The organism is Nocardioides sp. CPCC 205120 (assembly GCF_048654585.1).
Taxonomy (GTDB): domain Bacteria; phylum Actinomycetota; class Actinomycetes; order Propionibacteriales; family Nocardioidaceae; genus Nocardioides.
Map to the genome: position 1 here is coordinate 215,156 of NZ_JBMCYY010000002.1, position 12,314 is coordinate 227,469.

Sequence of the window (12,314 nt, forward strand, 5' to 3'; positions counted from 1 at the left end):
ACGGCCGGCCTCAGTCGACGTCGACCCAGTCGAGCGTGCGCTCGACGGCCTTGCGTCAGCCGCGGTGACCGCTCTCGCGCTGCTCCTCGCTCCACGTCGGCTGCCAGCGCTGCGACTCGTGCCAGTTCTCCCGCAGCTCGTCGGTGTCGCGCCAGAACCCGACGGCCAGACCGGCGGCGTACGCCGCGCCCAGCGCCGTGGTCTCGGCGACCACCGGACGGCTGACCGGGACGCCCAGGACGTCGGCCTGGATCTGCATGCACAGCTCGTTGGCGGTCACGCCGCCGTCCACCTTGAGCACCTCGAGGCGCACCCCCGAGTCGGCCTCCATGGCGTCGACGACGTCGCGGCTCTGGTAGCAGATCGCCTCGAGCGTGGCCCGGGCCAGGTGGGCGTTGGTGTTGTAGCGCGACAGGCCGACGATCGCCCCGCGGGCGTCGCTGCGCCAGTGCGGCGCGAACAGCCCGGAGAAGGCCGGCACGAAGTAGACCCCGCCGTTGTCCTCGACCTGGCGGGCGAGCGACTCCGACTGCGCGGCGCCGGAGATGATGCCGAGCTGGTCCCGCAGCCACTGCACCGCCGAGCCCGTCACCGCGATCGAGCCCTCGAGGGCGTAGACGCACGGCTCGTCGCCGAGCTGGTACGCCGGGGTGGTGACGAGGCCGGCCTTCGAGCGCACGATCTCGGTGCCCGTGTTGAGGAGCATGAAGTTGCCGGTGCCGTAGGTGTTCTTGGCCTCGCCGGGCGCGAAGCAGACCTGGCCGACCGTGGCGGCCTGCTGGTCGCCGAGGATGCCGGTGATGGGCACCTCGCCCGCGAACGGCCCGCTCGAGCGGGTGGTGCCGTAGCCGCCGGCCACCGACGAGGGGCGGATCTGCGGCAGCATCGCGCGCGGGATGTCGAAGAACCCGAGCAGCTCGTCGTCCCAGTCCAGCGTCTCGAGGTCCATCAGCATGGTGCGGCTGGCGTTGGTGACGTCGGTGACGTGCACCCCGCCGTCGCGTCCGCCCGTCAGGTTCCACAGCAGCCACGTGTCGGTCGTGCCGAAGAGGGCGTCGCCCCGCTCGGCCGCGGCGCGGGCGCCGTCGACGTTCTCCAGGATCCACTGGATCTTGCCCCCGGCGAAGTACGTCGCGGGCGGCAGCCCCGCGCGGTGGCGGATCACGTCGCCGCGACCGTCACGGTCCAGCGCGGTGGCGATCCGGTCGGTGCGGGTGTCCTGCCAGACGATGGCGTTGTGGAGCGGCCGGCCGGTACGGCGGTCCCACACCACCGTGGTCTCCCGCTGGTTCGTGATGCCCAGGGCGACCAGGTCGTCGGCGCACAGCCGCGCCTTGCCGAGCGCCGTCTGCACGACGGCGCTCGTCCGCTCCCAGATCTCGACGGGGTTGTGCTCCACCCACCCGGCGCGCGGCAGCAGCTGCTGGTGCTCGAGCTGGTGGCGGGCGACCTCGACGCCGTCGTGGTCGAAGATCATGAAGCGCGTGCTCGTCGTGCCCTGGTCGATCGCGCCGACGTAGCGACCCGCGTCCTCCCGGTCCGTCGTCATGCGTGCCCTCCCCTGCGCTCGGGACCACCGTCGTCGCGCCGCCGCCCGCCGGGTGCCCCCGAGGTGGGCGACGCCCCGTCACCGTACTGACCCGCGCGGGCCCCGGCGAGACGCCCCACCACGGCGGTGCCGTCGACGTCGTCGTCGACACGCACCTCGGGCACGAACCCGTGGGCGCGGAACCGGTCGGCAAGGGCGGGCGCGCCGGCGCGGGACGTCTCGATCGCCAGGATCCCGCCGGGGCGCAGCCAGGCTGCGGCCCCGGCGAGGACGCGCTGCTGCACCGACGTGCCGTCGGGCCCACCGTCGAGGGCGACCCGCGGCTCGTGGTCGCGGGCCTCGCGCGGCATGGTCGCGACCGCTGCGCTCGGCACGTACGGCGCGTTCGCCGCCAGCACGTCGACCCGTCCCCGCCAGCGGGGCGGCAGCGCGTCGTACAGGTCGCCGCCGTGGGCCTCGGCGGGGCCCGCGAGACCACCGAGACCGGCGAGGTTGCGGCGCGCCACGGCGACGGCCGCCGCGTCGACGTCGGCGGCCAGCGCGGTGACGTCGGGGCGGTCACGTCCGACGAGCGTCGCGACCGGCGCCGCGCCGCAGCACAGCTCCAGCAGCACGCCGCCGAGCGGCAGCCGCTCGCGGGCCACGTCGACGAGCACCCGGGTCCGTGCCCGGGGGACGAAGACACCGGGCGCGACGGCGATCCGCTCCCCCGCCAGGACGACCTCCTCCAGCAGGTGCTCGAGCGGTGCCCCCGCCACCCGGCGCGCGACGGCGTCCGCCAGCCAGGTGGCGCCTCGACCGGGCCGGCCGGCGGCCCCCAGGAGGGCTGCGGCCTCGTCCTCGGCGTAGACGCAGCCGGCCGCCCGGAGGCGCGCGACCAACGATGACGCGTCGACCGACTCAGGCACGGCTGAGTACGACGGCGGGTACGCGGACCCCCCGCCCGCCGCGAGGCTCTTCCCCATGACCTCCTCCTCCCTTCCCGAGCAGCCCGCCAAGAACACCAGCGCCTTCTTCGCCCAGGCCGGCATCGCCTTCGCCGTCGCGCTGACCACGATGATCGTCGCGGTCATCTACGTCCCCGTCGACCCGTGGATCCGCGCCTTCCTCGCGCTGGGCAGCCTCTTCCTCGTCACGTCGTCGTTCACCCTCGCCAAGTGCGTGCGCGACGCCCAGGAGAGCTCGTCGGTCGTCAGCCGCATCGACCAGGCCCGCATCGAGCGCATCCTCGCCGAGCACGACCCGTTCCGCTCCGTCGCCTGACCCCGACCTGCCCCCTCCAGCCGTGCTCGGCACCGGGGCGCACGACGGCCCCCGACACCACACGGTGTCGGGGGCCGTCGCACGTGCCGGCGGCGCTCGGGCCGGCCCGGGTCTCAGCGCAGCTGCGCGCTGGTGAGCCCGAGCAGCCGCCGGGCCACGATGAGCTGCTGGATCTGCTGGGTGCCCTCGAAGATGTCGAGGATCTTGGAGTCGCGGGCCCACTTCTCGAGCAGCTCGTTCTCGCTGTAGCCGAGCGTCCCGCACAGCTCGACGCAGCCCAGGGTCACGTCGGAGCCCACGCGCCCCGCCTTGGCCTTGGCCATGGACGCCTCGAGCGAGTTGGGCTTGCGGTTGTCCGCCATCCACGCCGCCTGCATGGTGAGCAGCTGGGCGGCCTCCCAGTCGGCCTCGAGCTGGAGGAAGCGCGCCGCGGCCGCCGACTGCAGCACCCCGGGGCGGTCGTAGTCGACCTCGACCCCGGCCTGCGCGAGCAGGTCACGGGTCAGGTCGAGCGACGCGCGGGCGCAGCCCACGGCCATGGCGGCGACGAGCGGCCGGGTGTTGTCGAAGGTCGCCATGGCGCCGGCGAAGCCCTGCTTGACGTCCACCTCGGGCGAGCCGAGGAGGTTCTCGGCGGGCACCCGGCAGTTCTCGAAGATGATGACCGCGGTGTCGGAGGCGCGGATGCCGAGCTTGTGCTCCAGCCGCTCCACCCGCATGCCGGGCGTGCCCTTCTCGACCACGAACGACTTGATGGCCGCCCGGCCCAGCGACCGGTCGAGGGTGGCCCACACGACGACGGAGTCGGCCCGCTCGCCCGAGGTGACGTAGATCTTCTCCCCGTTGATGACGTAGTGGTCGCCGTCGAGGGTCGCGGTGGTCGTGATGTTGGCGGAGTCCGAGCCGACGCCCGGCTCGGTGATCGCCATCGCGGCCCAGGTGCCCTTGAACCGCTCGAGCTGCTCGTCGTTCGCGACGGAGGCGATGGCGGAGTTGCCGAGGCCCTGGCGCGGCATCGACAGCAGGAGGCCGACGTCGCCCCAGCACATCTCGGCCACGGACATGACCGAGGCGAGGTTGGAGCCGTTCTTGACGCTGCCGTCGTCCTTCTTCTCGTCACGACGCACGCCGGTGGCGCCCGCGCCCTCGGAGGCGCCGGACTCCGACAGCCCGTCGATCATCGCGGCGAGCATGTCGAGCTCCTTGGGGTACTCGTGCTCGGCGCGGTCGTACTTGCGGGAGATGGGACGCAGCATGTTCATCGCGACCTGGTGGGCCTGGTCGATGAGCACGCGGTGCTTCTTGGGGGTCTCGAGGTTGATCATGGCTTCTCTCCTGGAGGGTCGGTTCCGTCGGGACGGGTCGACTCAGACCAGGACCCCTCCCTCCATGACGCCGAGCGCCCGCAGGTCGCGGTACCACCGCTCCACCGGGTGCTCCTTGACGAAGCCGTGACCGCCGAGCAGCTGCACGCCGTCGAGGCCGATCTGCATCCCCTTCGCGGCGCACAGGTTGCGGGCCAGCGCGACCTCGCGGGCGAAGTCCTTGCCCTGGGCCGCGCGGGAGGCCGCCTTGTAGGTCACCAGGCGCATCGACTGCAGCTCGATGGCGATGTTCGCGACCATGAACGCCACCGACTGGCGGTGGGCGATCGGCTCGCCGAACGCCTCCCGCTCCTTGACGTACGGCGTCACGTAGTCGAGCACCGCCTGCGCCGTGCCGACCGCGAGCGCGCACCAGGCGAGCCGTGAGAGGCGCACGGCCTCGGTGTACGTCGTGCCGTCCGCCGCACCGAGGAGCGCGTCGCCCGGCACGTGGACCTCGTCGAGGTGGAGCTGCGACAGCGTCGCGGCCCGCACGCCCATGGAGGGGTCCGCCTCGACCCGGAGGCCGGCGGTGCTGGACTCGACGAGGAACAGCGCGGGCCTCCCGTCGAGCTCGGCGCCGACGACGAAGAGCTCGGCGTCGTCGCCGCGGGGCACGGCCGACTTGGTGCCCGTCAGCACGAACCCGTCGCCCTGGCGCACCGCCCTGGTGGCGGGGCGCAGCACGTCGAAGAGCACGGCCGGCTCCGCCAGCGCGAGCGCCGCGGCGGGCACGTCGTCACCGGTGAAGGCGGGCAGGTACGTCGCCTGCTGGGCGTCGGTGCCCCACAGCGACAGCGCGGTGGCGACCGCGCCGGGCGCCAGCGTCGCCACGGCCAGGCCCATGTCGCCCTTCGCCAGCGCCTCGGCCACCAGCGTGCCGGCCATGGCGGAGCGCTCCTCCGAGATGCCGCCGAGCTGCTCGGGCACGCCGAGGATGGGCAGGCCGATCTCGAGGCTGCCCTTGAGCAGGGCCTCGGGGGCCCGGCACGCCTCGTCGGCCTCGGCGGCCGCCGGGCGGACGACCTCGGTCGCGAACTCGCCGACGACGTCGACGAGCATCTGCTCGTCCTCGGTCGGGGTCAGGTCGAAGAGGCCCTTCGGGGTCGCGGCGGGCACGCGCACGCCCGGCTCCCCCTTCTTGCCCCGCCGCGCGAACGTGCGGCTGGCCGCACCGAGCGCGCTGAAACCCCCGCGCGTCGAGGTGAACACGGCCTGCTCGGCGCGCTTGCGCAGCCCGAGACGGTCGATGAGGTCGCTCTGGGCGACGACGTTGAGGGCGGCGACGGCGTACCCGATCGGGTCGCGGGACTCCTTGCGGGCGAGCCCGTTCCTGCCGCCCGGCCTGAGGCTGTTGGGGAGGGACATGCGCACAATGTAACTGGGAGTTACACAGCGCGCCACAGGTTCCGCCGACCGTCTCGGCCGACACCTCGCGCGACGCCTGCGCCCGCCCTCCTACGATCGCCCCCATGAGCGACGACGCCGCAGCCGCCGACGGGCCCGACCTCACGCCGTACGGGCCGCTCCCGACCGGCGGGACCGTCCGGCCGATCACCCGGTGGGGCACGCCCGTGATGCACGCGCCGCAGGCCCCGGTGACGGAGTTCGACGACGAGCTGCGCGGCCTCGTGGCCGACATGGTGGCGACGATGTACGCCGCCGACGGCGTCGGCCTCGCCGCCTGCCAGATCGGCGTCGACCGCGCCGTCTTCGTCTTCGACTGCCCCGACGCCGAGGGGCGCCGGGTCGCGGGCGTCGTCTGCAACCCCGCCGTCACCACCCCGGAGGGGGCCGGGCGTCGGCTGGACGACGCGGAGGAGGGCTGCCTGAGCTACCCGGGCGCGTTCGTCGAGTGCGCCCGGCCGGACGAGGCGACCGTGGAGGGCCAGGGGCTCGACGGCTCCCCCGTCCGGCTCACCGGCGACGGGCTGCTCGCCCGCTGCTTCCAGCACGAGACCGACCACACCCGCGGCGTCGTGTTCGGCGACCGGCTCGGCACCAAGGCCCGCAAGCGACTGGCGAAGGCCCACGACAAGGCGGCGGACGAGTTCCCCGCGGACTGGCCCGCCTGACCGGCCCGGGCGGGCCCGACCGACCGACCGACCCGGCCGACCCGGCCGACCCGGCCGATCAGCCTGGCGTCGGCAGGGTGGCGTCGCCCGCGTCGTCTACGTCGGCCAGCTCGAAGACCTGGTCGCGCAGGGCGCGGACCACCCACGCGGAGAAGCGCTCGTGCGACCAGCCGGCGTCGACCACGAGCAGCTGGTAGGTGTCGGCGCGGGTGAGCAGGTTCCACAGCCGGGCCCGGTCCTCGTGCGGGGTGGCGCCGGTCAGCAGTCCCCGGGAGTCGGCGAACGCGACGGCGTCCCGGCAGGACGTGAGGTTGCGCGCCTCCGTCTCCTCGAACGCCGCACGCGCCTCGGCGTCCGCGGAGGCCGCCTCGCGCAGGGCGAACCACAGGCCCGCCGAGCGGGCGTGCGTCGCGGGCAGCCACGCGGCGTACGCAGCCAGCGCCTCCTCGGTGGGCAGCGCCATGATCGCGGCCATCTCGGGCTCCTGCGTGATCGGCCGCAGCTCCGACGAGCCGCCCGCCCGCTGCTCGTAGGCCTCCACGAGCAGCGCCGGCTTCGAGCCCGACAGGTTGACGCGCGGCACCGAGACGCCGGCGAGGGTGGCGATCGCCGCCAGCGTCGTGGCCCGGTAGCCGCCGCGGGCGAACAGCTCGGCCGCCGCGTCGACGATGCGTTGGTGCGTGGCCGCCAGCGCGGCCTCGCGGACCGGCGACACGTACTTCCGCCTGGGGCGTGCGCCCTCGTCGCTCACTGCGCCTACCGCCTTCGTGGTCGATCCGACACGACTCCCCCACGTGCGCCCGAGTGCACTCCGGGAGCCTATCGGGACCCGGCCGCGGACCTGACCTACGGTCTCCCCGTGCCCGAGCCCGCGACCGCGCCCCCCTCCCGCCCGCCGCTCACGGACGTGCTCGTGGTGCTCGTGGGCGGCGCGACCGGTACGGCGGCCCGGGCGGCGGCCACGCTGCTGGCGCCCACGCCGCACGGCGGTGTCCCCTGGGCGGTCGGCGTCGTCAACGTCACCGGGGCCCTGCTGCTGGGGCTGCTCCTGGGCTCCCTCGCGGGGCGCCCGGAGACCGGGCGCCGCCGCCGGACCCGCCTGCTGCTCGGCACCGGGGTGCTCGGCGGGTTCACGACGTACAGCGCGCTCGCGGTCGACACGGTGCTCCTGCTCGACGACCGGGCCCTGGCTGCCGCAGCGTACGCGGCGGGCAGCCTGCTGCTCGGGCTCGTCGCCGCGGGGCTCGGTCTCCTCGTCGGGGCCCGGCTGGGGCGCGCGGACCGCCGGGGCGCGGCGTGAGCCCCGCCCTGCTCGCCCTCGTCGCGCTCGCCGGCGGGATCGGGGCCGCGGTGCGCTTCCTGGTCGACGACGCGGTACGGCGGCACACCGGCGGCGCGCGCCCCCTCGGCACGCTCGTGGTCAACCTGACGGGCGCGTTCGCGCTCGGGCTCGTCGTCGGCCTGGCCGACCGCGGGTCCGTCGGAGGGGACCTCGTCGCGGTGCTCGGCACGGGGCTGCTCGGGGGCTACACGACGTTCAGCACCGCGGTCGTCGAGCTGGCGCGCCTGCTGGAGGAACGGCGCTGGGGGTACGCCGTCGTCCACGGCCCGGGGATGCTCGTCGCCGGCGCGCTCGCCGCGGCGCTCGGGTGGTGGCTGGGGGCGTGAGCACCCGGGACCCCGGCGAGCCGGGCGGGCTGCGGGTCCGGGTGGTGTCGGGGTCGTCCCCGATGGTCGCCGACCCCCGCTGTGCCTAGCGTCGAGGTCATGACCGGATCCCGGAACGGCTGGTTGGTCGCGGCGGGCGCCGCCGGCCTCGTGCACGCCGCATTCAGTGCCTACTGGGCCCTCGGGGGCACGTGGCTGCTGGGCACCGTCGGACGGTGGGCGGTCGAGTGGACCCGGGAGGCGCCGGCCGGCGCCGGGGTCGTGCTGGCGACGGTGGCCGCGGTGAAGGTGGCGGGCGCGGTCGTGCCGCTGCTCGTCGAGGCGGGCCGCCTGCCCGGGCGCCGGGCGTGGCGGGGCCTGTCGTGGGCCGGCGCCGTCGTGCTCGTCGGGTACGGCACGGCCAACGCCGTCGGGGCCTGGCTCGTGCTCACCGGGCTCGCCGGGTCGGGTGGCGGCGACCGCACCGCGCTGCTCGGGCACGCGGTGCTGTGGGACCCGCTCTTCGCGCTGTGGGGCGCACTGCTGGCGACCGGTTTGTGGACCACGCGCGACGACGCCCGGAGATGAGCAGAGGCCGTCCCCGCGTCTCGCGGGAACGGCCTCTGACCTGCTGCTTCTCCGGTCGGGCTGACAGGATTTGAACCTGCGACCCCTTGACCCCCAGTCAAGTGCGCTACCAAGCTGCGCCACAGCCCGAAGCTCGCCCAGGATCACCGGGCGGAGCGGTCGGAACACTACCGCAGCAGGTCGACGCGGTTCGAACCGGGTGGGGCGGGTGTCGCCCGGGGAGCTGTGACGCGGCCGAGCGGCCAGCGACGACTCGACGCCCCAGCGGGTGCGTCTGGCGACGACTCGACGCCCCAGCGGGTGCGTCCAGCGACGACTCGATGCTTCAGCGGGTGCGCCTAGCGACGACTCGGCGCGACGGCGGGTGCGGCTGGCGACGACTCGGCGATGGCCGGCTCCCACACGTCTCCCACACGCCCGGCGAGGGCGATGGCGTCGTGCGGGGCGAAGCCGCGGGCGTCGTTGTCGAAGTAGACGTACACGTCGCGAGGGCGCCCGTCGGGCGTCGTGGCCCCCGTGGCCCAGCCGTCGATCCGCGTCGCCCAGGCGTCGAGCTCGTCGGGGGTGTAGCCGCTGGCGTAGAGGTCGTGGGCGCCGTGGAGGCGCACGTAGACGATGCGCTCGGCCGTCACCTCGCCGAAGCCGGGCCAGAGACCGGCGTTGTCCGCGACGGCGAGGGCGACGTCGTACCGGCGCAGCAGGTCCGCGGCCGCGGGGTCGGTGAAGCTGCGGGCCCGGGGTTCGAACGCGTGGCGCAGCGGGCGGTCCTCGTCGATCTCCAGCCACGCGCGGTCGTCGAGCCGGGCGTCGTGGTTGCGGGCCAGGTCGAGCGCCTCGCCGGTGGTGCGCGGCAGCTGGCGCAGGAAGCCCTCGAGGCCGTCGGGGTCGAACTCGTGACGCTCGGGCAGCTGCCACAGCACGGGGCCGAGCTGGTGGTCGAGCGCGAGCACGCCCGAGGCGAAGAAGTTGGCGAGCGCCGTGGAGACGTCGCCCAGCCTCAGCATGTGGGTGATGTAGCGCGACCCCTTGACCGCGAACACCAGGTCCGGCGGGACCTCGGCGCGCCACCGCTGGTAGCTGCTGGGGCGCTGCAGCGAGTAGAACGAGCCGTTGAGCTCGACCGTCGACATGCGCTGCCCGACGTACTCCAACTCGCGGCGCTGCGCCAGGCCCTTCGGGTAGAAGTCACCGCGCCAGCGCGGGTAGCGCCAGCCCGAGATGCCGACCCGCACCCGCCCGCGCTCGGGCCGCGCCATCGTCAGGCGTTCCCCGGCTCGGGGTCGGGGTCGCTGGCCGGCTCGGAGCCGGGCTCGAGCTGCTCGGCGTCGGGCTCCTCTCCGGTCGGGGTCGCGGGTTCGGCGTCCTGGTCGTGGTCGGGGTCGGGAACGGCTCCGTCGTGTCCGGTGGTGGTCATGCCGAGCCGGTACCCGGCCGGTCGGGTGTCGAGCCGCGCCGTACGGTGGCCCCACGGCGCGCGGGTCCGGACGGCGCGCCGCACGAGGAGGAGATCCGTGAAGTTCACCGAACGGGAGATGACGGTCGCGGTCGAGGCGGTGGCCGCGCGGTCCTTCGCATCGCTGCCGCGGCTCATCCGCAGCCGCGCCGGCGCGGCGTCGTGGGACGACCTGTCGCGCGGTGCCCGCTACCCGCACCTGGCCGCCGCCGGCGAGCTCGTGCTGCCGGCACTGGCGGACCTGCCCGAGCGCCCCACGGTGGGCGCCACCCCCGCCTTCACCGACGAGGAGTACGAGGCCGCCGTCACAGGCGTGCTGCGCTCCCGCTCGCCGGAGGGCACGGACGACGGCTCCCGGCGCTGGCGCAAGACCGTCGCCGGTGCCGCCGCGCTGCTCCGCATCGCCGTCGAGGCGATGCCCGTGCGCCAGGACCCCGACGCACTGATCGTTCCCGACCACCTCTGAGCGGGGCCGAGCGCGGGGGCGACCGCGGGCCTGAGGGCGGGACGTGCCTCAGGCCGGGGGCAGCGACGCCTCCTCCGGGGCGGCGAGCGTGAGCACGGCGTCCTCGATGAGCAGGTCACGCTCGAGGTCCGCCTCGAGCGCGCGGAGCCGCCGGGCGACCACCGGCTCGGGCTCGTCGCCGACGAGGTCGACGGCGGCCACGAGGAACACGCGGCGCGGGCCGACGTACTCCAGGTGGAGGTAGGTCACCCGCGCGACCGAGGGGTGGTCGGCGACCAGCCCCTGCAGCCGCTCCCGCAGGGCCGCGGGGACGGACTCGCCGAGGAGGTAGTCCATGTTGCGGCGGATGAGGAAGAGGGCGACGACGCCCAGCAGCAGCCCGACCGCGATCGAGCCGAGCGCGTCCCACACCGGGTCACCGGTGGCCTGGTGGGCCGCGACGCCCGCGCCGGCGAGCAGCAGGCCGACGAGGGCCGAGGAGTCCTCGAGGAACACGGCGCGCAGCGTCGGGTCCGAGGTGCGGTACACGAACGCGAGCGGACGCAGGTGCCAGCGGCGCGACTCCCGACGCACCTGGCGCAGCGCCTGCAGGAAGGACGCCCCCTCGAGGAGGAAGGCGACGGCGAGCACGACGTAGTTCAACGTGTACGCCGGGGCCTCGGTCTCCGCCTCGCCCTGCAGGTCCGCCCACAGCACCGTGCCGCCGTGCCACAGGGAGACCACCGAGCCCGCGGTGAAGAGACCGAACGCGGCGACGAGGGACCACAGGTAGGCGGAGCGCCCGTAGCCCCGCGGCCGAGCGACGTCGCGGGGTCGGCTCCCCCGGCGCTCCGCCACCAGGAGCGCGATCTCGTTGCCCGTGTCGGCCCACGAGTGGGCCGCCTCCGCCACCATCGACGCCGACCCCGTCAGCGCAGCGGCCACCGACTTGGCCACCGCGATGAGGGCGTTGGCCACGAGGGCGACGACGACGGTCACCAGGGACCCGCCGCCACCGGCCTGCCCCTGCTTCCGCGGCTGCTCCTGGTCGTCCACCCGTCCTCCTGCCCCGCCCGGTCCCCCGGGCTCCGTCGCACCCGCACGTCCTGCCTGTCGGACCACTGTGGCACCGCGGTCGCTAGCCTGCCCGGGTGCCGACGCTGCCGACGCCGCCGCCCATGCCGACCCCGCGTCGCCTGCGCGACGCCCTGGTCCACGCCCCTGCCGTGCGCCGCGCGCTCGGGTCGGCGGTCCACGCGGGGCGCCGGGCCGTGGAGTGGTACGGCGCGGTCGCGCCCGGCACCCGCGCCGCCGACGGCTTCGGCAGCATGGGGCCCGGCAGCTGCATCGCCTTCCCCGCCGCCACCCTCGCGGGCACCGCGGCCATCCACGTCGGCGCGGACACCCTCGTCGGCCGCTCGGCCACCCTCACGGTCGGGTACGGCGACGGGCGGCCGCTGCCGGAACGGGGGCTCGTCATCGGCGAGCGCTGCGTCATCGGCGCCCGCAGCACCCTGACCGCCCACGAGTCCATCGAGATCGGGGACGACGTGTGGTTCGGCCAGGGCGTCTTCGTCTCCGACGCCAGCCACGGCTACCAGGACCCCACGACGCCCGTCGGCCGTCAGCTCGGCCGGCACCAGCCCGTGCGGGTCGGCTCCGGCACCTGGGTGGGGCACCACGCGGTCCTGCTGCCCGGCACCACGCTGGGCCGCAACGTCGTCGTGGGGGCGGGGTCCGTCGTACGGGGCGAGGTGCCCGACCACAGCGTGGTCGCCGGGGTGCCCGCCCGCGTGGTGCGCCGCCTGGAGGAGGGCGTGGGGTGGGTCGGTGACGACCCCGAGGACGTGCGCCCCGCCTGGTCACCGGCGGAGGTCGGCGCCTACCTGGCGGCCCGCGAGGCCGCCGGTCGCTGACCCGCCCGACGCCG

15 protein-coding genes and 1 tRNA gene are annotated in these 12,314 nt (G+C 75.1%); 7 read left to right on the forward strand and 9 right to left on the reverse strand.

Annotated features, from left to right (window positions below):
• Positions 1–55 precede the first annotated feature (55 nt).
• Together glpK and ACOACO_RS12085 are read right to left on the reverse strand one after the other, a co-directional pair.
• Positions 56–1,549: a glycerol kinase GlpK gene (glpK, locus tag ACOACO_RS12080; RefSeq protein ID WP_420296522.1), complete on the reverse strand. Its 1,494-nt coding sequence runs from the start codon at positions 1,547–1,549 to the stop codon at positions 56–58.
• The gene (locus ACOACO_RS12085; protein ID WP_420296523.1) at positions 1,546–2,514 is read right to left on the reverse strand and encodes a putative protein N(5)-glutamine methyltransferase; all 969 of its coding nucleotides are present in this window, start codon (positions 2,512–2,514) and stop codon (positions 1,546–1,548) included. Before ACOACO_RS12085 ends, glpK begins: the two co-directional genes overlap by 4 nt.
• Here ACOACO_RS12085 and ACOACO_RS12090 point away from each other — a divergent pair.
• Complete coding sequence (locus ACOACO_RS12090; RefSeq protein WP_420296524.1) at positions 2,513–2,812, forward strand: YiaA/YiaB family inner membrane protein; 300 nt, start codon at positions 2,513–2,515, stop codon at positions 2,810–2,812. The two genes, ACOACO_RS12085 and ACOACO_RS12090, sit on opposite strands and share 2 nt — an antisense overlap.
• Positions 2,813–2,925: 113 nt before the next feature.
• Here the strand turns inward: ACOACO_RS12090 and ACOACO_RS12095 are convergent, their stop codons facing one another.
• Both ACOACO_RS12095 and ACOACO_RS12100 read right to left on the reverse strand, forming a co-directional pair.
• Positions 2,926–4,137, reverse strand: coding sequence for an acyl-CoA dehydrogenase family protein (locus ACOACO_RS12095; RefSeq protein ID WP_420296525.1), 1,212 nt, complete (start codon positions 4,135–4,137; stop codon positions 2,926–2,928).
• A gap of 42 nt (positions 4,138–4,179) precedes the next feature.
• Positions 4,180–5,544 (reverse strand): acyl-CoA dehydrogenase family protein, encoded by a 1,365-nt coding sequence (locus tag ACOACO_RS12100; protein ID WP_420296526.1) that lies wholly within the window; start codon positions 5,542–5,544, stop codon positions 4,180–4,182.
• 104 nt (positions 5,545–5,648) lie between these two features.
• On the opposite strand from ACOACO_RS12100, the gene def reads away from it, so the two are divergent.
• Positions 5,649–6,251, forward strand: coding sequence for a peptide deformylase (gene def, locus ACOACO_RS12105; protein WP_420296527.1), 603 nt, complete (start codon positions 5,649–5,651; stop codon positions 6,249–6,251).
• Between the two features lie 58 nt (positions 6,252–6,309).
• Here def and ACOACO_RS12110 read toward each other — a convergent pair whose 3' ends face one another.
• Positions 6,310–6,966, reverse strand: coding sequence for a TetR/AcrR family transcriptional regulator (locus ACOACO_RS12110; protein ID WP_420296528.1), 657 nt, complete (start codon positions 6,964–6,966; stop codon positions 6,310–6,312).
• Between the two features lie 144 nt (positions 6,967–7,110).
• On the opposite strand from ACOACO_RS12110, the gene ACOACO_RS12115 reads away from it, so the two are divergent.
• The 3 genes from ACOACO_RS12115 (at position 7,111) to ACOACO_RS12125 (ending at position 8,486) form a co-directional block, all read left to right on the forward strand.
• The gene (locus ACOACO_RS12115; protein WP_420296529.1) at positions 7,111–7,551 is read left to right on the forward strand and encodes a CrcB family protein; all 441 of its coding nucleotides are present in this window, start codon (positions 7,111–7,113) and stop codon (positions 7,549–7,551) included.
• A complete protein-coding gene (gene crcB / locus ACOACO_RS12120) occupies positions 7,548–7,919 on the forward strand; it encodes a fluoride efflux transporter CrcB (protein ID WP_420296530.1) in 372 nt (123 codons plus the stop codon). The genes ACOACO_RS12115 and crcB overlap by 4 nt, the downstream gene beginning before the upstream one ends.
• A gap of 99 nt (positions 7,920–8,018) precedes the next feature.
• A complete protein-coding gene (locus ACOACO_RS12125) occupies positions 8,019–8,486 on the forward strand; it encodes a DUF3995 domain-containing protein (protein ID WP_420296531.1) in 468 nt (155 codons plus the stop codon).
• Positions 8,487–8,541: 55 nt separating this feature from the next.
• Here the strand turns inward: ACOACO_RS12125 and ACOACO_RS12130 are convergent.
• The 3 genes from ACOACO_RS12130 to ACOACO_RS12140 form a co-directional block, all read right to left on the reverse strand.
• Positions 8,542–8,615 (reverse strand) — tRNA-Pro (locus tag ACOACO_RS12130).
• A 209-nt stretch (positions 8,616–8,824) separates the two neighbouring features.
• Entirely contained in the window at positions 8,825–9,742 is a 918-nt protein-coding gene (locus ACOACO_RS12135) for a DUF72 domain-containing protein (protein ID WP_420296532.1), read from the reverse strand.
• A 2-nt stretch (positions 9,743–9,744) separates the two neighbouring features.
• Positions 9,745–9,900 carry a hypothetical protein gene (locus tag ACOACO_RS12140; protein WP_420296533.1) on the reverse strand — a complete coding sequence of 52 codons (156 nt, stop codon included), beginning with the start codon at positions 9,898–9,900 and terminating at the stop codon, positions 9,745–9,747.
• A gap of 97 nt (positions 9,901–9,997) precedes the next feature.
• Between ACOACO_RS12140 and ACOACO_RS12145 the strand changes: the two genes are divergently transcribed.
• Positions 9,998–10,405: a hypothetical protein gene (locus tag ACOACO_RS12145; protein WP_420296534.1), complete on the forward strand. Its 408-nt coding sequence runs from the start codon at positions 9,998–10,000 to the stop codon at positions 10,403–10,405.
• A gap of 48 nt (positions 10,406–10,453) precedes the next feature.
• Here the strand turns inward: ACOACO_RS12145 and ACOACO_RS12150 are convergent, their stop codons facing one another.
• A complete protein-coding gene (locus tag ACOACO_RS12150) occupies positions 10,454–11,440 on the reverse strand; it encodes a cation diffusion facilitator family transporter (protein ID WP_420296535.1) in 987 nt (328 codons plus the stop codon).
• A 95-nt stretch (positions 11,441–11,535) separates the two neighbouring features.
• On the opposite strand from ACOACO_RS12150, the gene ACOACO_RS12155 reads away from it, so the two are divergent.
• Positions 11,536–12,300: an acyltransferase gene (locus tag ACOACO_RS12155; RefSeq protein WP_420296536.1), complete on the forward strand. Its 765-nt coding sequence runs from the start codon at positions 11,536–11,538 to the stop codon at positions 12,298–12,300.
• Positions 12,301–12,314 lie beyond the last annotated feature (14 nt).